This window comes from Oligella urethralis DSM 7531 (assembly GCF_000372065.1).
Lineage (GTDB): Bacteria > Pseudomonadota > Gammaproteobacteria > Burkholderiales > Burkholderiaceae_B > Oligella > Oligella urethralis.
Genome location: NZ_AQVB01000013.1, coordinates 46,960 through 69,696, shown reverse-complemented (window position 1 = coordinate 69,696; position 22,737 = coordinate 46,960). Strand labels below are relative to the sequence as shown.

The following is a 22,737-nucleotide window of genomic DNA, read 5'->3' as shown; positions in this document are numbered from 1 at the left end:
TTAGTATGAGAGATTTTCCAAATGGATTAGGAGAAGAGTTTGCTTGTGTCGAACAAAAGCCTTAAATGGTTGAAGTGGGTCATACTATTTTGTTGTATTGTGTTTATCAGTCGCTGGGCTGTTTTGTATGGTCCTTACATATTCTCATTTGACTCCCAGCATTACACGCGATTGGATCGAATCCCTTATGAAATGTTTACCCCAGACGAAATTAAAAATGCACCGGGGATGACGGATAAATCAATAATTTCATATTATCCACAAGACGGCACACGTTCTGAGGGCATCCAAGTAGAGTATGATGGCAGACGAGACATTAAAGAGCTTGAGGAATATCTTTTGTCCTTAGGGTATCACGAAGGCTATGACCCGATTGTCGGTAAAAGATGGTATTCATCTGGTAAGTTTAGAAGGGCTTACATCATTGGAGGAGAGGGAGATACAGTGCTCAGGTTCTCTCGTTAGCTCACAAAAAAGCGCCAACTCGAAAGCCGAGGTGGTGACTAGGCAGCGTAATACAACTCAATAAACCCCTCGCCACTCAATACACCAAAGCACACGCTGCCGCTGAAAGACAAGTCTAGCTAAGTGAGGATAGTGTGACATAGGAACTGCCTAATTAAATGTCAAGTTTTAATAGTTTAAGTCTGCATTTGGGGAGCAATCAAATAGCGCTCAAATTTATCATGCCATGCCGCCCGAATATTGATATCATAGGCGTGCGATAGGGCGTCGCATTGCACGAGTTGTTCGGGCGTGTATTGTCCCATCAGCAGGCCATTCTTTAGCAGGATAATTTGATCAGAAAACTGCAAGCTTAAGTTAATATCATGAATCACTACAATAATCGTGAGTCCTTTGGCTTGGAGTTGTTTCAAGAGTAACATCAAGGCATACTGGTGACGTATATCTAAGTGGTTAGTTGGCTCGTCTAAGAACAACACCTGACCCTGTAAATTAAAATCACTGTCACGACAAACTTGCGCTAAGGTACGAGCAATTTGCACACGGTGTTGCTCGCCTCCCGATAATGAGCTGTAGTTACGCTCAAGCATATCCTCTAGTTCCATCCATTCAATGATTTGCCTGATCACGCTGGCATTATCATGACGGCTAGCAGTATCGCGGTAGGGCTCTCGTCCCATTTCGATAATTTGCATAACACTAATGGAAAAAGGCACGTGATCTAACTGTGGCAAGACCGCGCGCTGTTTAGCCAAAGCAAGACGATTGATGTCTGCAAGCGCTTTCTGCTTAAAAAGAACCAGACCAGTGTCGGGCCTGTTGTCACCATTAAGTAGGTTTAGTAGAGTTGTTTTGCCCGCCCCATTAGGGCCCATAATGGTCGTTAGTTGCCCGGCTGGGATGCTGATTGAAACATCACGTAAGAGTGAGCGCGGGTGCTTCATGCCCACCTGAACTCCAAGGTTTTGTGCTGAGATAATTGGTGTCATGCGCGTAGTCCTCCCATTTGACGCCAGACTAGGTAAGCAAGAAAGGGGGCACCAATCATTGCAGTAATAATGCCGATGGGAAGTTCGGCGGGAGTGACAACGGTGCGTGCCATCATATCGGCTAGGCAGAGGAGGGTGGCACCAAAGATAAACGAGGCAGGAAAGACGTAGCGATGGTGGCTGCCTACTAAGCCACGGACGATATGCGGTACCACTAGGCCAATAAAGGCAATTCCTCCGGCAAAAGAAACCGAGGTGCCAACGAGTAAAGCGACTAAAAAGATTAAACGTTTTTTTGCCCGCTCAATATTGAAGCCTAAATGCCCAGCAACTTTTTCCCCTAACATCAGTGCATCAAGTAGTCGTATTTCACGGGCTAAAAGTGGTGTAGCAAAGAGGATAACAACAAACAAAATGGATACTTTGTGCCAGTCAAAAATAGCTAAACTCCCCATCCCCCAAAAGGTCAGAGAGCGCAATTGATTGTCATCAGCGGCATAAGTCAGTAAGCCTGTTAGGGCACCAGCAAGTGCCCCTAAGGCGATACCAATGAGAAGCATGGCGGCAATATTTAAGCTACCACCGCGCTTTGAGAATCGATACAGTACTAGCGTCATCAACCAAGCGCCTAGAAAGGCCATAAAGGGTAGGGCATAATCGCCTAGGCTTTTGAAAAGTGTAGGCATAAAGGCACCACCTAACACGATACTAAAGCTCGCCGCCAAAGACGCGCCTGACATTACCCCTACAATACCTGGATCGACTAAGGGATTGCGAAATAAGCCTTGCATCACAGCACCACAGATGGCTAAGGATCCACCCACCAAAATGGCGGCAATCACCCTCGGCAAACGAATATGCAAAAGAATTTGTTTTGCATAGTCATTACTTGAGGTTTGAGAGTCGCTTAGTAGTAAGTGAATAAAAGCTTGTAGGTCGAATTTAACCGCACCTGTACTAATGCCAGCAAAGATGGTGATAGAAAACAGACAAGCCAAAATCACAAAAATATAGATACGATGTGACGTACCGTGTATCGATAAAAACATAAGCTCACATGTCCTAACGTTTAGCTAAGGCAACGAGTTGCTTTCTCACCGCTTCAGTCGTCATTGATACCTCAGTAAAGGGCAGTTGTACAAGGTGCTGACCATAGCGCAGGGTTGCACCGAATTGATTTACGCCAACCATGACGGGTGTGATTGTGGCTGCGTTCTCAATGTTAAGGACTTTCATATAATGTTGAATGGCCGCCGCATGGTCCTCATTCATATGCCCGATAATGTGATCTTCCTGTGCTTCTGTAAAGGGGGATGCCACCGCAACCTCCTCGACATTTAGCCATTTAATTTGACCAAAGGTTTTAATCAGACGGAGTTTCTTAGGTCTTAAGCGTAAGAACATAAAGTCGTGTACTTTGCTGTAGGAGGCGGAGTTTGGATAAAAACGCTCATATTGCTTAGCCACGCGTTCACGTTCATCCGCTGTTACTTCTTCTAAGTCGCCAACGATGGTGAGACGCCAACCCGTTTCGATGCGATGATTGCAGCTGATATCGCGCACCAACAGGGAAGCGCGACTGTTATTTTTAGCGTTTTTGCTATGTTCGGCAATACGTGCTGAAAAAATGACAGGACAACCCGTGTGATCCAGCATAAACGGGGCAACTGAACCCATGGGGTAACCAGACAATTCTCTACCTGGACGGATAATAGTGGCTAAGTCACCAGCAAAGGTGCTTTGATAAATTTTTAAGGCGTCTTGTAGGCCTTGCTCGGTGGTGTAGCTATCGAAGTCGGATAAGTTTTTATCGTCGATAAGCTGGTTCGTTGATTCGGTATGTGAATGAAGCATAACTATTCCTTTGCTCTTATCAGTTATTATTTAAGTGAAAACACAATGGTGGTACTAATTTGTCGATTAACGCCAGCTGGAGGCGGCGAGTACTTGCCAAGGCGTTTTAAGGTGTTGAGTGCGGCCTGGTCTAAACTGTGATAGCCGCTGCTTTGTAGCAGGCGGATATTGCTTAAACGACCATCGTCCTGCAGGGTAAAAGCCACTTTAACCCTTCCTTGTTGGCGCATTTGTCTGGCTTGTTGTGGATAGCTCTGCGCCGCCCGTTTGGAGATGGTGTTCAGTAAGCCTGCTAGGTAGGAAGCGCCATGGCCTTGTTGTGCATGTCCTTGACCACCAAGTGACTTGTTGGTCGTGCCTTGCTGGGCGATTTGATTGCTTTTAGCAAGCCCACTGCCTTGTTGTGCTTGGCTTGCTGTCTTTTGAATGGTGTCAGTATTGTGCTTTCGGGTCGAGTGGTTGTGTTTTATGGGTGCCTTTTTGGGTTTAGGTGTGGGCGTAGGTTTAGGTTTTGTAATCTTTTCTGGTGCTTTTTTCTTGGGCTGCTCCTTTGGTTTCGCTTCAGGCTCGACTGGTTCAGTTGATTTTTGACTAGGCGCAGAATCTACTGCTGCCAAGGCACTGGCTTGTTTAGCTTGCGTTTTTTGTATATTGTCACTTTGTTCGACCGCCATTAACATGCCGATATCCACGACCCTGGCCTCGGCTGCTTGCACAGGGATAAGGTCATCCGCACCATGCCACAGACTATAGATGACCACAGCACAGCATAGATGAATGAGGGTTGATGAGGTCGCCGCAAAAAGGTTACGCATTAGTGCTGCTCCGTACTTGATTTTTCCGTGATAACAGTGACCTTGCTTAAGTTTTGCTTATTCAAAATATCCGTCAGGCTTAAAAAGCTCTGAAAGGGGGCGGTCGCATCAACTTTGATGGTGATTGGCTGGTCACTCTGCTGCGTCATGAGCGCCTCAAGCTCACTAAGGCTTTGTGGTTTATCATCAATAAAGTAATGCCCTGCTTGGTCGACTACAACGACCACGGCCAAATCTTGCGAGGCGAGTGAGGTGCTGTTATTTGATTGGGGCAAATTCACTTGGATTTTTCCCTGTGAGATAAAGGTCGCCGTCGCCAATACAATAGCCAACAATACCAGCATAATATCGATAAAAGGGACCACATTTATACCATCAAATTTTTGCATCAGAGGTCTCCTGACAGTTTATGAGACTTTTTTCATTTAGCGCTTGCCAAGCCAGTTTGCCCGTATCTACCTTGCTTTGAAAGTGGTTGTAAATCATCACTGCAGGAATGGCGACCACAATGCCTGCAGCAGTAGCTTTTAACGCAAGGGCAAGCCCAATCATGATTTGCGTGACATCCATGTTGCCACCCGCCTGACCCATATCAAAGAAAGTAATCAGAATGCCGATCACGGTGCCTAAAAGCCCTACATAAGGGGCAATAGAGCCAGTGCTATAAATAATGCTCAAGTTTTTGCGCATATCGATTTCAAGCTCATACACCGTCTGATAGCTAGCGGGTTTTAAGCCTGCAAAAAATAGACTCCGCTCAATGGCGGCATACACCATGATTAAACTCATTAGACCTAAGATGCCGAAAATAGTGTAATCGGTATATGCTTTCAAATATTCCATTAAAACCACAGTCAACTCCACCTAGGGCAAGCAGCGATTCACTGCTTGCGCAATTTGTAGTGCAGCTTCGGTGAGTTTAGGACCAAAGCCTAAGGCTTTAACAGCATCAATACGGAAGATGCAATCATTTTTACCTGCCTGGCTCAAGGCAATTTCTGGGTAATGTGCTTTGGCTAGGGTTAGCTCATTTACTTTTTTTTCTTCAGAGAAAGTACTTATGATAATCATGTCTGTTGCGTCTGCGATCAACGACTCGCGTGATACTGCTTTCATGCCTTTGAATTGCTCGGTAAAAGCATTTTCACCGCCCAGAATGTGTACTAGACTATCGCCAGCAGTCTCTCTGCCTAAACCTGTTAGTTGCCCGGTCGTACCATCCATCAGAATGGCAATTTTTGGTTTGCGCTTATAGTTCATCCGCTCTTTGGCTATTACCTTTTCCTCTTGACGGATCATGGCGATGAGTTCTTTAGCTTGTTTTTGGGCGCCCAAGGTGTTGGCAATCAGCTCGATATTATTGACTAAGCCATTGATGCTTTTATCATCCTGGATTTGGAGTAGAGGTACATTGACCACCTTTAATTGTTCTAGTACATTTGGCGGTCCTGCATCAGGCGCTAAGATAAGCAGATCGGGATTGAGTGACAAGATACCCTCTGCTGATAGGTTGCGACGGTAGCCCACCTTTGGTAGGGAGTCCATTAATTCAGCGGGTTCTGTACTTGTGGTGTCCACGCCTACTAAACTCTCGGCCAAGCCCAAGTTAGCGATAATTTCTGAGGCGTTGCCTGTGGCAGAAACGATGCGCTCTTGGGCCTGTGCTGTTAGGCCCGCACTAATTAAGGTCAGAATACTAATTAGGCGTTTTATGTTCATCTTGCTTAAAACTCGTAACGTAGGTTGATGGCAAAGGTGCGACCAGGTCGCGTCATGCGGTTGTAGTCATTGCCTACTAAGGCTGCTGATTGTGCATCATTCCATGTCACATATTTACGATCGCCCACGTTGTAAACGCCCGCATTGATATGGAAGTGCTTAGCCATTCGTACGTAGCCAGTGATGTCCAAGGTGCCATAGCCACCAACAGGTCGGTAACCATTACTACTTTGGAGTTGCTCCGCATCAATATCTTTTTCTTTTTTGCCCTTAGCAAAGTTTAATGTGGTGGCAACGCCCCATATATCGCTTGGATCATCGAAGCCAAGTCTTAGGAAGCCGTTAATGGGATCGACTGCAGACCATGGTTGATCGAGTTCGCGATCTCGACCTTTAGCATAGGCTAAGCCCGCAGTCAGGCTCCAACCCTCAGGTGTGCCGAAAGCCTCAGCAAGATTTAAGTTGCCCTCATACTCTAGACCGTAGATAACGACCTTACCAGACTTGTTGATCATGGTACTAGCGTTGTTGGGGTAGCGGCCAAAAGTGGTCTTGGTAATCATATCGGTATAGGTGGTATGGAAGGCAGTAATAGTTTGGTTGCCATAGCGACCATAGCTACGTAAACCTAGTTCAAAACCACGGCTTTTTTCAGGTTTTAGATCTGGGTTGGGTAAGCTTCTACTATGGAAGCCAGCTGAGTTCATTTCTGCAAATGACTGTGCTCTGAGACCCTGACGATAGGATAGGAAGAGTTGGTTATAGTCATTGAGATTAAAGCGTGTGCCAATTTCTGCATTGACATAATTGCGGCTGCTTGTGGTAAATGGAGCTTTATCATCGTAGCCCGTAGTGGCTTTAGGGCTGAGCTTGTAGTGCCCAACGCTTACTCCTGGTGTGATGAACCAATGACCATTTAATAAGTCAATGTCATCCGCTAGGTAGAAATTGTAGTTATTGACTACCGTTTTGGGTTGGAACGGTGCATTGAGAAGGCCCATACGGAATACTCTGGCATCCCATAACCAACTTACCTCGGTGGAAGTTCTCTCATAGTTAAAGCCGTACTGTAGATTGTGGTTAACTGAGCCCGTATGCAATCGCTTACTTAGTCCAAGCTGGGCGCCACTACTCTTGACGTCATAGCCAGTGATGGCATAACTAGGTATACCGTAAGCAAGATCCTGTTCGCGTGTTTGCTTGGTTTTTTGCGTGTAAATCTGCCAGTAACCGCTATCAAATAACATGGTGTTAGCGTTAAAGTCATGACGTAAGCTAAAGGCGGAGCGTTTGTTTTTGTTGTAATCCTCATAATTGCCCGTTAGAGCGTATTGGTTGTCTAACTCATCAATGCGGTTGCTGAGTCTAAAATGCTCCATCTTTAATGTGAATTTATGAGCATTGCTTGGCTGAAAGACCAACTTAGCTAAGTAGTTTTGTGAATTGCCGCGTGAGGGATTGCTACGGGTGCGGTCGGGACCTACAACGTCAAGTCCGGCCTTGTTTTTGAGCTCATGTAGGGTGCGGTGTGTAAAGGAAAACATTGCAGATAGCGTATCGCTTAAATCACTAGCAACGGTGCCGCCGATAAAGTTACTGCGATCTTGGGAGTCATAGCCCGTGCGAATATTACCACCGTAGCGGTTGTTATCTTGGTAGTAGTCTTGGGGATCTTTGGTGGTGTAATTAACCGTTCCAGCTAGCCCGCTTTTGCCTGGACCAATGACGCCAGGTCCCTTAAGTACTTCAACCTGTTTTAGGTCGCTGATATCAAAGGTTGCTCGTGTGTTGCGCGTAATATGCCCATGCACAAAAGTATCATTTACCGGGATGCCATCAATATTAATCGCTATGCGGTTCTGACCTGTGCCATCTTCGCTTCCTGCGCCGCCCATACCTCGAATTACGATATCTGAAACGCGGGCTGTATTACTTCGCTCAAAATGTACTCCCGGCGTATAGCGGAAAAGGTCGCTTGCGCTATGATTGGTACTGCGATCAATGTCTTTAATGCCGAGCAATGTGATTGAAGCATTCTGAACGTTGCTAGGTTCTAGTGGTAAAAGCTCAGAGGTAGAAACAACGTTAACTTCACCTAAATGCTCCATATGCTCTTGCGCATAAGCGGCGCTAGAGAGCGCAGTTAAAATGGCGCTTAGGACGATGGATTCTTTAAATAGCGGGCGTGACATAGAACGACTTAACCTCATCAAAATTAATGCTTAAACGGATACTAAGGGCAATGCAAGTTATTCGATCGCAATGTTTAGCTTAGGTAAAGAGAGTGGGTGTAGACGTGGTGTGTCCAGTGTTTTGAACACTCTGTGTTGAGAGCAAGCATCACTTGTCTCATGGCTAGGTATAAAAACCTTTTAACCGTAAGTAAATAGATCGCACAACTTATTACTAATAATAATGATAATGATTCTTATTATATGTTGCAAGCAAAAAGACTGAAATCATCAAGATAACGATCTAATCTAGGTCTTAGGAGGGTGATTTAAAGTAGAAAATGTATGACAGTATATGGGCGTTTATAAATGTCAGTGAAAGGGGGCTTGGCGTCGCTGACAGGAATAATGTACCTAAATGGTGAAACTGGGTGTCGTATAAGCGGTGGATTTCATGGAGATAAAGGTTAACATCCCTCCACCCCTTGCTTAAATCTTGATTCGCTGCTTTGGTCTCAATTAGTAAGACAGGGTGAGTTTTAACGGATAAGCTTAATAAACGGCATCATAATAGCGTAAAAATTAGTGGTTAGAATGAGCAACAGTATTTATTAACTGAGGTGTGTTCATGGTAACGGAAGCAGAAGGGTTACAAATAGTACTGTCGCCGGTTCAGATGGCTGGGATACTTCATAATGCCTCGATTAGCGAAGGAGAAGTGCTGAGTAATCGCTTATGGGGAGGGGTAGGTCTTGCTGGTGGCATGCTTCAAATGCTCGTCGCTGGTGGTATGTGTGCTGCGCCAGATCCTACTATGTTGACAAAAGCAGCTTGTGTCGTAGTTGGAGGGCATGCTGCAGATGTGGTCCATTCTTCTTTTAATCAAATCATAACAGGCAAGTCAAGCAACACAACAACCGCTCAAGCAGTTGCCGCAACAGCAGAAATGTGAGGTAAGGAAAAAGGGACAGCAAATATAATTGCCCTGACGGTTGATTTGGCAGTTCCTGTTGGATTCGCCTCTGCTATAGGTGCGATTAGGGTGGCTGCTATTCGGACGGGTAGAATAAGGTTGGTTGAACATGAGGCTGTTGCTGGTTCTAAGATTGGTGGACATACAATTTCCAAGCATGTTAATAAAGCAGAAAAGGAACTTTTGCATCGACTGGCCACTGATCCGAGAGTAGGTCCTGCCGCAAGTTTTTTTTTTAACTTAAGGGTAGCTGAGCAGGCAATTTCTGAAGCGCTGCATGCGAATAAGCTTTACATTGCGCAGTGGGTTAAGTCTGGTTCGAAAAGAACGTTAACGATTGAGCATTAAATTAGCAACTATAAGGTGGGGGGATATATTAAGAAAGGAACTACCAACTACATCCAAACTTCAAAAATTAGGGTAGTGCTCAAGTCAGAAAACTATAATGGGAAGCCATACTACATACCAACAGCGTATCCAAAACATGGTGATTTAAATGCATGAATATGAAGAAATATATCAGTTAATGGGAGGATATCTCAATCAAGATATCTTTATTATCTGTGATTGTGATACTTTCGAGGAGGCCGTAGAATATTATGTATCGTATGTGGATGAAATAGTATTACGTGAATTATTGGAGGATATTGCCCGTTTTGAAGAGGATTTTCGTAATGATCTAGATGCTGCCTTTGAGGAGCAGTTTTCGCCAGAGGTTGAAATCGCTTCGGTAAGCAATTTTTTTACGCTTCTTCGAGAAACCATCAAGAAGCATTATCCGGACATGGTGTAAGCAAAAAAAAGCCCCTATTCAAAAACCAGTTGGGGTGTATGCCTCCCAATATTTTATGAGATTTTATGATGCGGCATGGTGTGCTGTGAGAAAACCAACAGGGCGTATAGCCTTTGTTTTTGCTGGTTTTGAGCTAATTAAGCCTTGCTTAGAGTTGTCTAGAAATTGGGGGCTTGGCGTCGCCGACAGGAATCGAACCTGTATCGAGAGCTTCGGAAACTCTAATTCTATCCATTGAACTACGGCGACTTTGAAGACTTATTTTTAAGTCTGCCATTTTAGCCTATTTAGCTAGCGAAGATTGCTAATTAAGCACATTTTCTCTTTTCAAGTTTAAGGCTTAGCATTTAAAAGCGCTTGCTGTTGTTTCTTTGGCTACAAGTTATCGGATATATTCAGCCCACTTAAGCAAGTATCGTAAAAAGAGGTATTAAACTCCTACAAATCGCAAGGATATAGTTATAATAGCCTGTTAAGAGAGGAAAGGGAGAGGGACTGTCGCCTGCTTTGGCGGTTTGCTTCCCAATCGCTGTCAGTTTTTTAGTGGATAAGTTTATCTCATAATTATTAAGTGATATCTAGGAAACGCATATGAGTTCTACCAATCATAAAGGGTCCAAAACACCCGGCGAAATGTTAAAAGTAGGCGCTTTAGTTTTTATTGTGCCGATCATCGTAATTATCTTTTTGATTAAAATGAATTTGGATAATGGCGGTACTGACAGAGCATCAATGGCGCCTGAGATGGTATTAAGTCGTATTGCGCCGGTTGCTCACTACAATACAGGAGCACCATTACCTGAAACTAAAGCTGCTGAGCCCTTAACTGGTGAGCAATTATATAGCAAACTCTGTATGACCTGTCATGACAGCGGTCTTTCTGGTGCTCCGATTAAGGGTGATGAAAGTGCGTGGGCTCCTCGTATTGCTCAGGGCGCGGATACGCTCTTTAAGCATTCTTTAGAGGGCTTTAATGCGATGCCTGCCAAGGGTGGCGATCTGTCTTTATCTGATGATGAGGTAAAAAACGCCGTGGTCTTTATGGTTAATGCTTCCGGTGGAAGTATTGCGTTTGATAGCGCCGCTGGAGCTGATGCAGCTGCAAGCGATGAAGCTGCCGCAACCGATACTACAACAAGTGATGAGGCTAGCAGCTCTGACGCTGCAACGAGCGATGCTAATGCATCTACCGCCGAAGAAAGTGCTCCTGCTGCTACGACCGACTCCGCAGCCGAAGAGGCTACGTCAGCAACTGAAGAAGCCGCACCTGCTACAGAAGCTGCATCAAGTGAGGCACCTGCTGCTGAACAAACTGCTGCCCCACAGCCTAGCATTAAGGAAGTGCCTTTAAATCAGCAAGTGCCTGAGCAAGATAGTGCGGTCGGTACGGTTAGTCCAACTCAGGCTGAAGACCCTGCCAATCCTTTAAGTAATTGATTTATAATTAATCCTTATTGTTAGTTTTTGATTAAATATACCTCAAGCTCAAGCGTGTTATAACATTAGCTCTTGAGCTTGAATTTTTAGTAGGGTACTAGTCAGTGCCCTTGCCTTTGACCATCCATAGGCATAGGCAAAGCTCAAGACTTGTCATCGTTGCTTTCCACCTTGGCAGGCTTAAGTTAAACTTATAGGCGTATTGTTTATTTATTTTTTAGACGTCCATTATGTTACAAGACCTAGATCAATTGGCAGCGCGCGTCGAGTTGTTAGTTCAGCTGAGTGAGCGCTTAGTGACAGACCGTGATGAGCTTAATCAGCAGTTAGATGAGCTTCGTACTCAATTATCAGATACTCGTGCAGCGCTTGAGTCCAAGACCAGTGAGCAGCAGCGCTTAAGTGCTGAGCTGCATGAGCTTAAGCAGTCTGCCTTAAGTGATCAGCAGCAGTTGAGCGATGAGAATCAGCAATTAAAGCAGCAACTCGCAGCAGTGCAGGCAGAATTAGGCTCCGTCACATCGGAGTTACAGCAGCAAAAAACACAGTCCGAGCAGTTAAGAGCAGGTGTTAGTCATGCGCGAGACCGGGTGGCTCATGTTTTAGCTAATCTTCCCGGTGGTGCGACTCAGGAGGGTGTGTAGATGGAGCACTTAGAAGTTACGATTTTAGATAAAGAGCTGACCTTAGCGTGCGAAGCTAGCGAAAAGGACAAGCTGTTAGCTGCAGTCAAGCAGGCGAACGATTTAATGACGATGATCAAGCAAAGCAGTAAGATGAGCAATGAGCGGGTTGCTTATATGGCGTGTATCCAGTTAGCCTCGCAACTATTGTCTGCCGAGTCGACCGAGGGGCCGTTTCAGGGTGTTGCGTACGGCGACTATAAAGCCAAGGTGGATCATATTAATGCCTTACTGGATGAGGGTATTAATCGTCTCAAGTAAGCGCAATTTATCGTTTTGACGTAGCGGCTGACAATGCTATAATAAATCCAACAAAGCATCATTGCTTTAACAGTTTTCCTGCGGTATTCGTGACCTTGGTTATACATCTCTTACCGATGCTTATGGCTAGGGTAGTTAGCTCAGATGCAGGAGTGAATCTCTCTCGTCAGAGAATCCCGGCGCATCATACGAGCCGACCGCCAACTTGAACTTTTTGGGTTCGAGATGCCGACCTTGACGGTACTGCGGGTTACCCATCTTGTATAAAGTGCCCAACACTGCCACCACGGTGTTGGGTATTTTTCAATCTATCACGGTCTATGCTATGAGCAATCTATTGGATAATATCTGGCACCAACGCTTTAGTGATGATGAGTATTTCTATGGCACCACGCCAAATGACTTTTTAGTCGAAGCCAGCTCTTATTTGACTGAACATTCTAAGGTGCTCTCACTAGGCGAGGGTGAAGGCCGTAACGCCGTTTTCTTGGCTGAGCAGGGTCACCGTCTGACGGCGCTAGATATCGCTTTGTCCGGCTTACAAAAGGCCTCAAAGCTGGCACAGGCACGAGGGGTGGCGCTTAAAACCGTACACGCCGATCTGAGCCAATATCAATTTAGCGCAAATGCTTGGGATGCGGTGATTAATATCTTTTGTCATATGCACCAGTCTGAGCGTGCTCAATTTCATCAGCAAATACAGGATAGCTTAAAGCCTGGCGGTCTGTTAATTTTTGAATGCTATAGCACCAAGCAACCACAGTATCAGACAGGTGGCCCGAGTCATGTGGATTTGTTGTATAGCGCAGAGGAGTTAGCACGCGATTTTGCGGCGATGGATATTCTGCATTTGGCTGAGCTAGAGCGTGAGGTGCATGAGGGGCAGGGGCATACAGGCTTATCTTCCGTGGTGCAGTTGATTGCACGCAAAAAGTAGGCATCGAACTATTTTGCCTTAGTTCACTCTAAGCAGTATTCATATCAAGGAGTGAACGATGAGATATTTTAAAGCACTTGTTTTTATTCCCTTACTCTTAAGCACCTCAATGGCATTTGCCGCAGAGCAGAGGGAGTCTGAGTCGTATGTGCGGGTGGGGGCAGAGGCTTTTCGAGAAGTGGCTGAGGATTGCGCTAATGTTATCCTGACTAAGGAAATTGATGGCGCTGATGAGCGTCAATTATTACGTGATGTGAATCTGGCCATGCGTAGGGTGGCAGAACGTGCCAAGGAGTATCCCGAACTGAGCTTAGAGACTGGGGATTACTCGGTTCGTAAACATACTCAGTATAAAAAAGATACTAATCAAATTGAGAAAATTACCTACACGGCAGTGGGTAAAATGATAGCGCGCTCAAAGAATTTTGATGAGTTGTTAAAATTTGTCGAAGCCTCACATGAGGATATGTTGGTGGATGATATTCGCTTTGATGTATCAAGCGAGTTGCGCCAGACCATTGAAAAAGAAATCCTCGAAGAGGCGATCGCATCGTTTAGAGGCAAGGCTGAAACCGTGGCCAAAGGCTTAGGTTATGAGGGTTTTGAAGTGCGTAATATTGATGTTAATGACTCCGCCGCTACTGCGCCGATTAGAAGACCACCGTTGCGACCCATGATGGCACGTGCCATGACGGCAGAGCGTGTGGAGGAGGGCTATGCTGAAGCACCACCCTTAGAGGCCGGTAAGCAAATGGTGCGGGTGTCAGTGTCAGGTCAAATCGTTTTAAAATAATTTCATTTAGCCTAGGAGAAATTCATGAAGTTATCTCATTTAGTGATTCTATTGTCTACGCTATTGGCGGCGCAGCCAAGTTTGGCTCAAAGTGCCAGTGTGACGGCGGATGAGCGGACCGTGCTCAGTTTGGCGGCTGACTCGTCCAAGGAAGTGGTGCAGGATCGGGTGGTATTGACCCTAAGCAAAGAAGCGCGTGGCGATGATCCTAAGGTCTTGTCAGATGCGGTCAATAAAGCCATTAATCAGGTAATGGCAAGCGGTAAAGATAATCAAAAGTTGGAGCTTAAAAACGGTACCTATAATCTTTGGCCGCAGCAGGATTATGATGACAACGCTAAGCGCACTGGCAAGGTGACCTATGTGGTCAATGGCGAAGTGATTGTTAGCTCTCAGGATCTGGTGGAAGCGACACGTTTTGTAGAGCAGGTAAGTGAGCACATGACGCTATCCAATATCGTATTTGAAATGAGTACGGAGCTGCGTCAGAGCGTGGAAAGTGAGATTCGTGCTGCCGCCATTCAAGCGTTCCAAGCCAAAGCACGAGCGGTGACTAGAGAGTTCGGTTTTGATAATTACGAGATTAAGCAGGTACGTGTAGATGATTCGAGTATGGTCCAATCACCGACGCCACGCTTTGGGATGGCTAAAGCGGCCATGGTGCAGAGTGAGGACTACAGTGGTCCGACACTCAGCGCAGGCAAGGAGCGAGTATCGGTTACTGTGAGCGGGGAGATTGCCTTATACTGATGGCAAAAAGAATAATTCCGGCTAATATCATCGGCAAGGAGAGCCATTGACCCATACTGAGGTTGAAGCTTAATAAGCCCAAATGGCTATCCGGCTCGCGACCAAATTCAGCGATAAAGCGGAATACGCCGTAACCGATTAAAAAGACTGCGCTTACACATCCCGTGGGGCGCGGTTTTTTTGAGTAAAACCATAAAATCACAAACAGCAATATCCCCTCTAAGGCCATTTGATAAAGCTGTGAGGGGTGGCGTGGCACATTATCTACCATTGGGAAAATCATGCCCCAATTACCATTGGTCGGGCGTCCCCAGAGCTCGCCATTCATAAAATTGCCCCAACGACCGAAGGCTAAACCAAGCGGGATTAAGGGTGCGACAAAATCTCCCAGTTGAAAGAAAGTCTTGCCCTCTTTGTGCGCAAAATAAAGCATTGCTACCAAAACACCGATTAAGCCACCATGAAAGGCCATGCCACCGTCCCACACCGCAAAGATTTCCAAGGGGTGGCGTAGATAGTAGCTGAACTGATAAAACAGCACATAGCCTAGGCGACCTCCGACAACCACCCCGATGATGCCGTAAAAGAGTAAGTCCTCAAAGCGCTTTTGCGTAATATCAAAATAGCCTTGTTTAATCCGTTGCCGTCCTAAAAACCACGCAATCGCAAAAGCCAGTAAATACATTAGCCCATACCAATGCACTTGCAGCGGACCGAGGGAGAGGGCGATGGGATTAAATTGCGGGTGTTGAATGATCATGCGCTGTAGTAACAAATGTGTGAATGGTTGAATTTAAGCGAGCTAAGCTAAGCATAAGTTTAACGCATTAGCGCTCATTTTTTTGCCAGAAAATATCTTGGTACTCGTTCAGGCGGTTTAGTTCACGCGCTAACACAAAGAAATAGTCGGATAAGCGATTAAGTAATTGCAGGGATAAATCGCTCACAGGCTCCTCACGATTCAGTAAGACTAAGGAGCGTTCAGCGCGACGACTGACGCTGCGGCATATATGTGCTTGTGCTGCTTGGTGGCAGCCGCCAGGCAGTATAAACTCTCGCAACGGTGGTAATTGCTGCAGCATGGTGTCAATGGAGCTTTCAAGTGTCGTGACGATGGTTGGACTTAAGGCATTGAATCCGGGAACCGCGAGCTCACTACCAAGGTCAAATAAGGCATGCTGAATTGATGACAATAAGCGCAGATGGGTTGGTACTTCGCGCTGCTTCATACCTTGTAGTGCTGTGATTAATAAACCGATATGGCTGTTTAGTTCATCAATATCACCCATGGCGCCAATGCGCGGGTGACTTTTACATAAGCGTTGGCCATCAGCCAAGCTGGTGCTACCCTGGTCACCACTTTTGGTGACGATGGTACTGAGGCGATCTGTCATAGTCCTTGAGTAAATTGTTAAAGGGTGTAATTTTGAAAATAAATCTATTATAGCCAAGCGTAGCAAGAGTTAAACTGTCAGTACGATTTAATGGAGTGATAATTATGAAGATGAAAAAGATATTCGCAGGTCTTTTGGTCGGCTTAGGTGTGTTGGGGGCGGCTACCATGAGTAGTGCGCAGGATGAGGCCTCTGCTCGCGGTGAGGTGCGCCGCCTAGATACGTCCAAGGGTACAGTGACCATTAAGCATGGTGCGATTACAGATTTGAATTTACCCGCCATGACCTTAGTCTATGAGGTGTCGCCAGCGCTTTTACAAGGCATTGAGCCGGGTGATCAGGTGCGCTTTAAGGTGCGTCACCAAGATAATAAATATGAAGTGATTGAGCTTAAGAAGTAGCTAGTAAGCAAAAAAATCCGCCATCAAGCATTGTTTGCCGTGGCGGATTTTGTTGGCTTGAACGCAGTCAGTTAAAGCACGTAGCGTGCTAAATCTTGGTCGGCTGCGGTCTGATCGAGTTTTTCATTGACATAAGCTGTGTCGATTTTAACCACAGTGCCGGCTTGTGCAGCCGTGGCGCTAAAGGATAAATCCTCTAGCAGTTTTTCCATTACCGTATAAAGACGACGAGCGCCGATATTTTCAGTGGTTTCATTCACATCAAAGGCAATTTCAGCAATACGTCGAATGCCATCCTCAGTGAAGTCCAGCTCCACCCCCTCTGTGATGAGCAGCGCTTTGTATTGCTTGGTGAGGGAGGCATCGGTAGCGGATAGAATCTCTACAAAATCATCCGTACTGAGGGATTCTAGCTCCACCCGAATTGGGAAGCGACCCTGTAGCTCTGGGATGAGATCCGATGGGCGTGATAGATGGAACGCACCAGAGGCGACAAAGAGTATGTGGTCGGTTTTAACAATACCGTATTTGGTATTTACCGTGGTGCCTTCTACCAGCGGCAGCAGATCCCGCTGTACACCTTGACGTGATACATCAGCTCCTTGACTCTCTTGGCGCGCAGCAATCTTATCAATCTCGTCTAAAAACACAATACCGTTTTGTTCAGCGTTTAGAATGGCGGCATTACGAATTTCTTCTTCATTTACACGTTTCGCCGCTTCCTCTTCGACTAAGAGTTTAAAGGCGTTACGTACCGTCATTTTCTTAGGCTTGGTATTATCACGTTGCAGGCCAGCAAACATGGTGCGCAACTGCTCGGTCATTTCTTCCATGCCCGGAGGGCCCATGATATCGAGCGCTTGAACCGTGTTGGCAACACTGATTTCAATTTCCATATCGTCAATTTGCCCTTCACGTAAGCGCTTACGGAAGTTTTGACGAGCGGCACCCTCTTGGCGGATAGGCTGGTTTTGCGCATCATAGGAGGGCGGGATAATAGCATCTAAAATACGCTCTTCAGCCGCTTCTTCTGCTTGTGTACGCACCCGTTGAAGCTCCTGCTCGCGGGTTTGCTTCACAGACATATCCACTAAGTCACGGATAATGGTCTCCACGTCGCGACCTACATAACCGACCTCGGTAAATTTTGTCGCTTCTACCTTAATAAAAGGTGCATTGGCAAGTTTTGCCAAGCGACGGGCGATTTCTGTTTTACCCACGCCGGTTGGGCCAATCATTAAAATATTTTTAGGGGCAATTTCATGGCGTAAAGGCTCGGGTACTTGTTGACGGCGCCAGCGATTTCTTAAGGCTACTGCAACGGAGCGTTTAGCTTTAGTTTGACCCACAATATTTTTGTCTAATTCCGACACAATTTCTTGGGGCGTCATGATACTTTCGTTGATTTTATAAGTCATTCTAGCAATTCGATTTAAGATTAAAGAGTTTCAATCACGTGATTTTGATTGGTATAAATACATAGGTCGCCAGCGATTTCTAGCGATTTTTTAACAATCTCGGCAGGGGCTAGATCGGTGTTATGTAATAGTGCCAGACCAGCCGATTGGGCATACGCACCACCGGAGCCAATGGCGGCAAGACTGTGTTCTGGTTCCAATACATCGCCATTACCTGTTAAGACGAGCGTGTGCTCCTTATCCGCAACGATCAGCATCGCCTCTAGACGGCGTAGCATACGATCGGTGCGCCAGTCGCGAGTAAGCTCGACCGCAGCACGCATTAAGTGACCAGAATGCTTAATGAGTTTGGCTTCAAAGCGCTCAATCAGGGTAAAAGCATCCGCTGTGGCACCAGCAAAGCCTGCGAGCACCGTGTCATTATGCAATTTGCGGATTTTGCGGGCCGAGCCCTTCATCACAATATTGCCGAGGGTGACTTGACCGTCACCACCAATAGCGACTTCATTGCCGCGGCGGACACAGATAATTGTTGTAGCGTGAAATTGTTCCATAATGTCTTTTTGATTTTTCATAAAGGGTCATGGCTAGATGGAGTGCTTTGTTGATTTTTCAAGAGCGAATGCCAAAATAAAAAAGCCCGTATCACACGGATGATACGGGCAGCTTGAGCTCGGTTGCTGTGAATAGGGCGCAACTTAATTAAGTGTGCAGCAATTAATCACCGAATTGCTTTTGACGCTTTTCACGACGCTCTTGGGCCTCTAAAGATAAATTAGCGGTTGGGCGCGCCAGTAAACGAGGGATACCGATAGGCTCACCGGTTTCTTCGCACCAACCGTAATCACCCTCATCAATTGAGGCGAGCGATTGCTGTACCTTTTTGAGGAGCTTGCGCTCACGATCCCGTGTGCGCAGTTCCAGCGCATGCTCTTCCTCAATGGTAGCGCGGTCGGCAGGATCCGGTACGAACTGCGTTTCACGTAGATTGTCCGTGGTTTGGTTAGCATTATCGAGAATTTCTTTTTCTAAAGCTTTTAAGCGATGTTTGAAAAAGGCCAGTTGCAGATCATTCATATAATCCTCTTCAGGCATCGCTAATAACTGCTCCTCTGTTAAGGCAGCGGCTAACTCTTCTAATTTTTCAGGTGTTTGCTTACTTGCTTTGGCCATTACGCTATTCTCCCAGCTAATAGTCAATCATACATCATTACTTAGTCAAACAATTCTTGAGGCCAGCTAGAAATACATCCTTAGGAAGACTCTTGCCGATAAAAACCAATTTATTATATGGCTTTTCTTTGCCCCAAGCTTTGCCAGGCTCGGTGCCCAATAACATATGTACGCCTTGGAGTAACATACGCTGACGGACACCTTTGAAAAATAAAATGCCTTTATAGCGGTACATGTCAGGACCGTAAAACTGTACCAACCCCCCAAGAAAATCATCCAGTTTATAGGGGTCAAAGGGTTGTTCGGAGCTAAAGACAAAGGCACCGATATCATCTTGATGATGGTGATGATGGTGATGATGGTCATGCTCGCAATGCTCATCGCATTCATGATCATGGTGGTGATGGTGAGCCTCATCTTCTGCTTTGAGGAAGTCGGGGTCAATGTCTAGCGCCGAGTCTAGGTTAAAACCCTTCATATCCAGTAATTCATTTAAATCAGTCTCACCGAAATGCACCGCCGTGATATTGACACGCGGGTTCATTTTAATCAGACGCTGACGTAAGCGCTCATACTCATCCTCAGTCACCAGGTCTTTTTTAGAGATTAAAATGCGATCGGCAAAACCGACTTGTGCTTGGGCCTCGTTCTGACGATCAAGAATATCCATCCCGTGCTTGGCATCAACAATCGTAATGACTCCGTCTAAACGGTAGTATTCGGCCACCACGTCATCCATAAAAAATGTCTGACAAACAGGGCCAGGATTGGCCATGCCGGTGGTTTCAATGATCACGCGGTCAAACTGTAGCTCGCCCCTTTCTCGTTTATGGCGTAAATCTGTCAGCGTGCGCAATAAATCGCCGCGAACGGTGCAACAAATGCAGCCGTTATTGAGCTCAATAATCTGCTCATCGCTTTCCTGCACTAAGAGCTCATTATCAATGCTTTCGGGGCCAAACTCATTTTCAATCACGGCAATACGTTGACCGTGAAACTCACTTAATATGCGTTTAAGTAATGTGGTTTTGCCGGCGCCTAAAAACCCGGTAAGAATGGTCACAGGCAGCATTTGCTCAGCTTGCTTTTCAGTAACAGCCATACAATTCTTCTAATTAAATCAAAAATTAATAGAAGATTACAGCACAGCTTTAGAGATATAGCAAATAAAATAGGCTGAATGGGGATAAAAATACTTAAGCAATTGTAATAATCTTGCCATAAGTGTGTGTCCCGGCGCTAGGCTAGGCCTCATGGGTGGGCAGCGGCTGGGAGTTTAAGCGCTTTGCTGGCTACACTTTTTGCAAATGGCACGAATCTCAGTTTGGGCGCTTTTTTGCACAAAACCGGTTTGCGTAATTAAGGCTTGTAATTTGTGGCTAACATCTGGTACATCCACTTCGGATACTAAGCCACAATCAGTACAGACGATCAGTAAATTATGATCATGTCCGTGCAACTCGATGTCATTACAGGCAGTCCAGCCGTTAAGCGCATCTAAACGATGAATAAAGCCCTCGGCTTCAAGAAATTCCAAGGCACGGTAAACCGTGGCAGGCTTGGCGCTAGGGAAGTCCTTGACCATCAGATCAAGAATCTCATAGGCCTTCATACAACGCTCATCACTGACGATCAGCGCTAATACCTGCTTACGAATCGGTGTTAAGCGCTTACCCCGAGACTGGCAAATGGTCTCTGCTTGATGAAGAAAGTCGTCAAGAGGTAGAACAGCTTTAGTCTGAATCATTGCCTTGTGCCTATCCAAAATCGAAGATGAATGGATTGATAAATAGTCGTTCTAGTTATAATATAACAAATCAAACAAAATCTATGTATAATACATTATATTATAACAATCCAACTCCTTAGATGTTGATATGAACAGTTCTGACAGCGTTTTTACCAGCCAGCAAGTCCATGACATCGGTTGTCGTTGCCGCTCATGCTTGACCATGTCAGCATTAAAGCGGACCTCAGCTGTGTTTTTGGTGTTGCTTTTGCTTTGGACCGTGGTATTTGTAGCGATGGGTTGGGATTTGACCCGTCTGTTTTAGTCTTTATGCCGCCGAGATCTTGCGGCATGCATTTCTTGTGATTCTGAGTTATTGTTTTAAGCTTATAGGGTTTTATGAGCAGTGATGTCTTGCGCCTGAATAATGTCACTTTAGCATGGGGTAACCAGACCATTCTAAAGGAGATTAGTGGCGGCTTTAGAAAAGGCTCGTTTACTGCTATTGTAGGACCTAATGGTGCAGGCAAATCCACCTTAATTAAGGCCCTGGCTGGTCAGTTAGCACCTAAGTCGGGGGAGATTCTGTTGGCACCAGAATTCAAACGTAATATCGCACTGTTGCCGCAACAAAGCGAGTTGGATCGCGATTTTCCCATGACCACCTTTGACTTAGTCAGCATGGGCGTATGGCGTCATTTAGGCCCCTTTCGATCCTTATCTTCGGCGCAACGTCAGCAGATTATGCAGGCTTTAGTACAAGTCGGCTTGGTAGAGCAGGCGCAGGATTTGATTGGTAGTTTATCCGGTGGGCAGTTGCAACGGGCCTTGTTTGCCCGATTATTAGTGCGTGATGCGCAATTGATTATTTTAGATGAGCCCTTTGCTGCGGTTGATGAAGAAACGCAAGAGGGGCTCATTCCTATTTTGCAGCAATGGCATCGTGATGGTCGCACCTTATTGATTGTTTTGCACGATGAGGAATTGGTGCAGCGCATTGTCCCGGAAACCTTAGTGATCGGGCGTGGTGTTGTGGCTTGGGGGCCGACCGCAGAGACCTTTACCACGGCTAATATGCGTACCGCACAACGTCGATGTCGTGCGATAGGATAGGGGGCGACGATGTATGAGTTATTAGTACAGCCCTTTGTTGAATTTGCCTTTATGCGGCGCGCCTTGTTTGGGGCCATCTTTTTATCCATGATTGCCGCACCACTAGGAATTTTTCTGATTTTGAGACGCTTAAGTCTGGTTAGTGATGCAATGACGCATGCTATTTTGCCGGGCGTTGCTTTGGGCTTTTTCTGGGCCGGTAATTCGATGCTAGCGATGTTGCTGGGGGGCTTGATCACTGGATTTGTGGTGGCCTTAATGGCGGGTTTTATTTCCCGTCATACCAGTCTAAAAGAGGATGCCAGTTTTGCTGCCTTTTATTTAATTTCCTTGGGGCTTGGCGTTTTTCTGATTTCCGTGCGCGGCACGAATGTGGATCTGATGCATGTGCTTTTTGGTTCGATTTTGTCCATCAGTGATGAGTCTTTATTCACCACGATGTGCGTCAGTAGCGTCTCGATTTTGATTTTGGCCTTGATCTATAGACCCTTAGTGTTGGATTGTTTTGATCCCGTGTTTTTAAGGGTGGAGTTGGGTAGACGCTCGTGGGTGTTTAGTGTTTTTATTGTGCTGCTGGTAGTGAATCTGGTTGCAGGATTTCAGATTTTGGGTACTTTGATGGTGGTGGGCGTCGTGATTTTACCTGCTATCACAGCCCGCTTTTTGGGTCGAACGCTCGGCTTCCAGCTGATTATAGCGCCGCTTGTTGGGGTGTTTTGTCAGTATGTCGGTTTAGTGATTTCCTATGCTTATGATTTGCCAACATCAGCCATCATCATTTTAATTAATGGCATTGTGACGGTATTGGCCATGCTATTTGGTCCTTATGGTAGTGTGCGCAAGCGTTATCAAGCCTAAGTTTTTTCAAA

At 45.9% G+C, this 22,737-nt stretch carries 28 protein-coding genes, 1 tRNA gene, 1 other RNA gene and 1 pseudogene; 15 read left to right on the top strand and 16 right to left on the bottom strand.

Going from position 1 to position 22,737, the window contains the following annotated elements; genetic code table 11:
* The first annotated feature begins 45 nt into the window (after positions 1 to 45).
* A complete protein-coding gene (locus A3GA_RS0108300) occupies positions 46 to 465 on the top strand; it encodes a hypothetical protein (protein WP_018026936.1) in 420 nt (139 codons plus the stop codon).
* A gap of 176 nt (positions 466 to 641) precedes the next feature.
* On the opposite strand, the gene A3GA_RS11515 is transcribed toward A3GA_RS0108300, so the two are convergent.
* From A3GA_RS11515 to A3GA_RS0108260, 8 genes are read right to left on the bottom strand one after another with little or no spacing between them, the layout of a single operon-like run.
* Positions 642 to 1,454, bottom strand: a complete 813-nt coding sequence (locus tag A3GA_RS11515; RefSeq protein WP_018026935.1) for an ATP-binding cassette domain-containing protein — start codon at positions 1,452 to 1,454, stop codon at positions 642 to 644.
* Entirely contained in the window at positions 1,451 to 2,503 is a 1,053-nt protein-coding gene (locus tag A3GA_RS0108290; protein WP_018026934.1) for a FecCD family ABC transporter permease, read from the bottom strand. The genes A3GA_RS11515 and A3GA_RS0108290 overlap by 4 nt, the downstream gene beginning before the upstream one ends.
* A 13-nt stretch (positions 2,504 to 2,516) precedes the next feature.
* On the bottom strand, positions 2,517 to 3,308 hold the full coding sequence (locus A3GA_RS0108285) for a HugZ family pyridoxamine 5'-phosphate oxidase (RefSeq protein ID WP_018026933.1): 792 nt from the start codon (positions 3,306 to 3,308) through the stop codon (positions 2,517 to 2,519).
* 26 nt (positions 3,309 to 3,334) lie between these two features.
* Complete coding sequence (locus A3GA_RS0108280; RefSeq protein WP_018026932.1) at positions 3,335 to 4,123, bottom strand: energy transducer TonB; 789 nt, start codon at positions 4,121 to 4,123, stop codon at positions 3,335 to 3,337.
* On the bottom strand, positions 4,123 to 4,512 hold the full coding sequence (gene exbD / locus A3GA_RS0108275) for a TonB system transport protein ExbD (RefSeq protein ID WP_018026931.1): 390 nt from the start codon (positions 4,510 to 4,512) through the stop codon (positions 4,123 to 4,125). The genes A3GA_RS0108280 and exbD overlap by 1 nt, the downstream gene beginning before the upstream one ends.
* Positions 4,499 to 4,966: a TonB-system energizer ExbB gene (exbB, locus tag A3GA_RS0108270; RefSeq protein ID WP_036558883.1), complete on the bottom strand. Its 468-nt coding sequence runs from the start codon at positions 4,964 to 4,966 to the stop codon at positions 4,499 to 4,501. Before exbB ends, exbD begins: the two co-directional genes overlap by 14 nt.
* Positions 4,967 to 4,987: 21 nt before the next feature.
* The gene (locus A3GA_RS0108265; RefSeq protein ID WP_018026929.1) at positions 4,988 to 5,842 is read right to left on the bottom strand and encodes a heme/hemin ABC transporter substrate-binding protein; all 855 of its coding nucleotides are present in this window, start codon (positions 5,840 to 5,842) and stop codon (positions 4,988 to 4,990) included.
* A gap of 5 nt (positions 5,843 to 5,847) precedes the next feature.
* The gene (locus A3GA_RS0108260) at positions 5,848 to 8,052 is read right to left on the bottom strand and encodes a TonB-dependent hemoglobin/transferrin/lactoferrin family receptor (RefSeq protein WP_081606601.1); all 2,205 of its coding nucleotides are present in this window, start codon (positions 8,050 to 8,052) and stop codon (positions 5,848 to 5,850) included.
* Positions 8,053 to 8,641: 589 nt separating this feature from the next.
* On the opposite strand from A3GA_RS0108260, the gene A3GA_RS12315 reads away from it, so the two are divergent.
* From A3GA_RS12315 to A3GA_RS0108250, 3 genes and pseudogenes are all read left to right on the top strand, one after another.
* Positions 8,642 to 8,965: a hypothetical protein gene (locus A3GA_RS12315; protein ID WP_018026927.1), complete on the top strand. Its 324-nt coding sequence runs from the start codon at positions 8,642 to 8,644 to the stop codon at positions 8,963 to 8,965.
* Between the two features lie 90 nt (positions 8,966 to 9,055).
* A pseudogene (locus A3GA_RS12410) lies at positions 9,056 to 9,490 on the top strand (RNase A-like domain-containing protein).
* Entirely contained in the window at positions 9,483 to 9,779 is a 297-nt protein-coding gene (locus tag A3GA_RS0108250; protein WP_018026925.1) for a contact-dependent growth inhibition system immunity protein, read from the top strand. The pseudogene A3GA_RS12410 and the gene A3GA_RS0108250 overlap by 8 nt, the downstream one beginning before the upstream one ends.
* A gap of 174 nt (positions 9,780 to 9,953) precedes the next feature.
* Here the strand turns inward: A3GA_RS0108250 and A3GA_RS0108245 are convergent.
* Positions 9,954 to 10,028 (bottom strand) — tRNA-Arg (locus A3GA_RS0108245).
* A 342-nt stretch (positions 10,029 to 10,370) separates the two neighbouring features.
* Between A3GA_RS0108245 and A3GA_RS0108240 the strand changes: the two genes are divergently transcribed.
* The 7 genes from A3GA_RS0108240 to A3GA_RS0108215 all read left to right on the top strand — a co-directional run bounded on the left by A3GA_RS0108240 (position 10,371) and on the right by A3GA_RS0108215 (position 14,640).
* Positions 10,371 to 11,216 carry a c-type cytochrome gene (locus A3GA_RS0108240; protein ID WP_018026924.1) on the top strand — a complete coding sequence of 282 codons (846 nt, stop codon included), beginning with the start codon at positions 10,371 to 10,373 and terminating at the stop codon, positions 11,214 to 11,216.
* Positions 11,217 to 11,446: 230 nt separating this feature from the next.
* Complete coding sequence (locus A3GA_RS0108235) at positions 11,447 to 11,860, top strand: hypothetical protein (RefSeq protein WP_018026923.1); 414 nt, start codon at positions 11,447 to 11,449, stop codon at positions 11,858 to 11,860.
* Positions 11,861 to 12,160 carry a cell division protein ZapA gene (locus tag A3GA_RS0108230; protein WP_018026922.1) on the top strand — a complete coding sequence of 100 codons (300 nt, stop codon included), beginning with the start codon at positions 11,861 to 11,863 and terminating at the stop codon, positions 12,158 to 12,160.
* 72 nt (positions 12,161 to 12,232) lie between these two features.
* Positions 12,233 to 12,416, top strand: a non-coding RNA gene (gene ssrS, locus A3GA_RS12020) — 6S RNA.
* Positions 12,417 to 12,485: 69 nt separating this feature from the next.
* A complete protein-coding gene (locus A3GA_RS0108225; RefSeq protein WP_102705707.1) occupies positions 12,486 to 13,097 on the top strand; it encodes a class I SAM-dependent methyltransferase in 612 nt (203 codons plus the stop codon).
* Between the two features lie 58 nt (positions 13,098 to 13,155).
* A complete protein-coding gene (locus A3GA_RS0108220; protein WP_018026920.1) occupies positions 13,156 to 13,890 on the top strand; it encodes an SIMPL domain-containing protein in 735 nt (244 codons plus the stop codon).
* Between the two features lie 24 nt (positions 13,891 to 13,914).
* Complete coding sequence (locus A3GA_RS0108215) at positions 13,915 to 14,640, top strand: SIMPL domain-containing protein (RefSeq protein WP_018026919.1); 726 nt, start codon at positions 13,915 to 13,917, stop codon at positions 14,638 to 14,640.
* Here the strand turns inward: A3GA_RS0108215 and lgt are convergent.
* Positions 14,609 to 15,397, bottom strand: coding sequence for a prolipoprotein diacylglyceryl transferase (lgt, locus tag A3GA_RS0108210; protein WP_026156893.1), 789 nt, complete (start codon positions 15,395 to 15,397; stop codon positions 14,609 to 14,611). The genes A3GA_RS0108215 and lgt overlap by 32 nt on opposite strands.
* A gap of 70 nt (positions 15,398 to 15,467) precedes the next feature.
* Positions 15,468 to 16,034 (bottom strand): cob(I)yrinic acid a,c-diamide adenosyltransferase, encoded by a 567-nt coding sequence (locus A3GA_RS0108205; protein ID WP_018026917.1) that lies wholly within the window; start codon positions 16,032 to 16,034, stop codon positions 15,468 to 15,470.
* Positions 16,035 to 16,138: 104 nt separating this feature from the next.
* On the opposite strand from A3GA_RS0108205, the gene A3GA_RS0108200 reads away from it, so the two are divergent.
* Complete coding sequence (locus A3GA_RS0108200; protein WP_018026916.1) at positions 16,139 to 16,435, top strand: copper-binding protein; 297 nt, start codon at positions 16,139 to 16,141, stop codon at positions 16,433 to 16,435.
* 71 nt (positions 16,436 to 16,506) lie between these two features.
* Here A3GA_RS0108200 and hslU read toward each other — a convergent pair whose 3' ends face one another.
* The 5 genes from hslU to A3GA_RS0108175 all read right to left on the bottom strand — a co-directional run bounded on the left by hslU (position 16,507) and on the right by A3GA_RS0108175 (position 20,773).
* A complete protein-coding gene (hslU, locus tag A3GA_RS0108195) occupies positions 16,507 to 17,841 on the bottom strand; it encodes an ATP-dependent protease ATPase subunit HslU (RefSeq protein WP_026156892.1) in 1,335 nt (444 codons plus the stop codon).
* A 32-nt stretch (positions 17,842 to 17,873) separates the two neighbouring features.
* On the bottom strand, positions 17,874 to 18,407 hold the full coding sequence (hslV, locus tag A3GA_RS0108190; RefSeq protein WP_026156891.1) for an ATP-dependent protease subunit HslV: 534 nt from the start codon (positions 18,405 to 18,407) through the stop codon (positions 17,874 to 17,876).
* Between the two features lie 163 nt (positions 18,408 to 18,570).
* The gene (gene dksA, locus A3GA_RS0108185; RefSeq protein ID WP_018026913.1) at positions 18,571 to 19,026 is read right to left on the bottom strand and encodes an RNA polymerase-binding protein DksA; all 456 of its coding nucleotides are present in this window, start codon (positions 19,024 to 19,026) and stop codon (positions 18,571 to 18,573) included.
* 37 nt (positions 19,027 to 19,063) lie between these two features.
* Positions 19,064 to 20,128, bottom strand: coding sequence for a CobW family GTP-binding protein (locus A3GA_RS0108180; protein ID WP_018026912.1), 1,065 nt, complete (start codon positions 20,126 to 20,128; stop codon positions 19,064 to 19,066).
* 174 nt (positions 20,129 to 20,302) lie between these two features.
* The gene (locus tag A3GA_RS0108175) at positions 20,303 to 20,773 is read right to left on the bottom strand and encodes a Fur family transcriptional regulator (protein ID WP_018026911.1); all 471 of its coding nucleotides are present in this window, start codon (positions 20,771 to 20,773) and stop codon (positions 20,303 to 20,305) included.
* 130 nt (positions 20,774 to 20,903) lie between these two features.
* Here A3GA_RS0108175 and A3GA_RS12275 point away from each other — a divergent pair, with 130 nt between their 5' ends.
* The 3 genes from A3GA_RS12275 (at position 20,904) to A3GA_RS0108160 (ending at position 22,726) form a co-directional block, all read left to right on the top strand.
* Complete coding sequence (locus tag A3GA_RS12275) at positions 20,904 to 21,080, top strand: hypothetical protein (protein WP_018026910.1); 177 nt, start codon at positions 20,904 to 20,906, stop codon at positions 21,078 to 21,080.
* Positions 21,081 to 21,154: 74 nt separating this feature from the next.
* Positions 21,155 to 21,868 (top strand): metal ABC transporter ATP-binding protein, encoded by a 714-nt coding sequence (locus A3GA_RS0108165; protein ID WP_018026909.1) that lies wholly within the window; start codon positions 21,155 to 21,157, stop codon positions 21,866 to 21,868.
* 9 nt (positions 21,869 to 21,877) lie between these two features.
* Positions 21,878 to 22,726 carry a metal ABC transporter permease gene (locus A3GA_RS0108160; RefSeq protein WP_018026908.1) on the top strand — a complete coding sequence of 283 codons (849 nt, stop codon included), beginning with the start codon at positions 21,878 to 21,880 and terminating at the stop codon, positions 22,724 to 22,726.
* The last annotated feature ends 11 nt before the right edge of the window (positions 22,727 to 22,737 follow it).

Bases quoted from the DNA above. Each gene is read 5' to 3' on its own strand.
- A3GA_RS11515 (WP_018026935.1), bottom strand. From the start codon at position 1,454: ATGACACCAATTATCTCAGCACAAAACCTTGGAGTTCAGGTGGGCATG.
- A3GA_RS0108290 (WP_018026934.1), bottom strand. From the start codon at position 2,503: ATGTTTTTATCGATACACGGTACGTCACATCGTATCTATATTTTTGTG.
- A3GA_RS0108285 (WP_018026933.1), bottom strand. From the start codon at position 3,308: ATGCTTCATTCACATACCGAATCAACGAACCAGCTTATCGACGATAAA.
- A3GA_RS0108280 (WP_018026932.1), bottom strand. From the start codon at position 4,123: ATGCGTAACCTTTTTGCGGCGACCTCATCAACCCTCATTCATCTATGC.
- exbD (WP_018026931.1), bottom strand. From the start codon at position 4,512: ATGCAAAAATTTGATGGTATAAATGTGGTCCCTTTTATCGATATTATG.
- exbB (WP_036558883.1), bottom strand. From the start codon at position 4,966: ATGGAATATTTGAAAGCATATACCGATTACACTATTTTCGGCATCTTA.
- A3GA_RS0108265 (WP_018026929.1), bottom strand. From the start codon at position 5,842: ATGAACATAAAACGCCTAATTAGTATTCTGACCTTAATTAGTGCGGGC.
- A3GA_RS0108260 (WP_081606601.1), bottom strand. From the start codon at position 8,052: ATGAGGTTAAGTCGTTCTATGTCACGCCCGCTATTTAAAGAATCCATC.
- A3GA_RS12315 (WP_018026927.1), top strand. From the start codon at position 8,642: ATGGTAACGGAAGCAGAAGGGTTACAAATAGTACTGTCGCCGGTTCAG.
- A3GA_RS0108250 (WP_018026925.1), top strand. From the start codon at position 9,483: ATGCATGAATATGAAGAAATATATCAGTTAATGGGAGGATATCTCAAT.
- A3GA_RS0108240 (WP_018026924.1), top strand. From the start codon at position 10,371: ATGAGTTCTACCAATCATAAAGGGTCCAAAACACCCGGCGAAATGTTA.
- A3GA_RS0108235 (WP_018026923.1), top strand. From the start codon at position 11,447: ATGTTACAAGACCTAGATCAATTGGCAGCGCGCGTCGAGTTGTTAGTT.
- A3GA_RS0108230 (WP_018026922.1), top strand. From the start codon at position 11,861: ATGGAGCACTTAGAAGTTACGATTTTAGATAAAGAGCTGACCTTAGCG.
- A3GA_RS0108225 (WP_102705707.1), top strand. From the start codon at position 12,486: ATGAGCAATCTATTGGATAATATCTGGCACCAACGCTTTAGTGATGAT.
- A3GA_RS0108220 (WP_018026920.1), top strand. From the start codon at position 13,156: ATGAGATATTTTAAAGCACTTGTTTTTATTCCCTTACTCTTAAGCACC.
- A3GA_RS0108215 (WP_018026919.1), top strand. From the start codon at position 13,915: ATGAAGTTATCTCATTTAGTGATTCTATTGTCTACGCTATTGGCGGCG.
- A3GA_RS0108205 (WP_018026917.1), bottom strand. From the start codon at position 16,034: ATGACAGATCGCCTCAGTACCATCGTCACCAAAAGTGGTGACCAGGGT.
- A3GA_RS0108200 (WP_018026916.1), top strand. From the start codon at position 16,139: ATGAAGATGAAAAAGATATTCGCAGGTCTTTTGGTCGGCTTAGGTGTG.
- hslV (WP_026156891.1), bottom strand. From the start codon at position 18,407: ATGGAACAATTTCACGCTACAACAATTATCTGTGTCCGCCGCGGCAAT.
- dksA (WP_018026913.1), bottom strand. From the start codon at position 19,026: ATGGCCAAAGCAAGTAAGCAAACACCTGAAAAATTAGAAGAGTTAGCC.
- A3GA_RS0108180 (WP_018026912.1), bottom strand. From the start codon at position 20,128: ATGGCTGTTACTGAAAAGCAAGCTGAGCAAATGCTGCCTGTGACCATT.
- A3GA_RS0108175 (WP_018026911.1), bottom strand. From the start codon at position 20,773: ATGATTCAGACTAAAGCTGTTCTACCTCTTGACGACTTTCTTCATCAA.
- A3GA_RS12275 (WP_018026910.1), top strand. From the start codon at position 20,904: ATGAACAGTTCTGACAGCGTTTTTACCAGCCAGCAAGTCCATGACATC.
- A3GA_RS0108165 (WP_018026909.1), top strand. From the start codon at position 21,155: ATGAGCAGTGATGTCTTGCGCCTGAATAATGTCACTTTAGCATGGGGT.
- A3GA_RS0108160 (WP_018026908.1), top strand. From the start codon at position 21,878: ATGTATGAGTTATTAGTACAGCCCTTTGTTGAATTTGCCTTTATGCGG.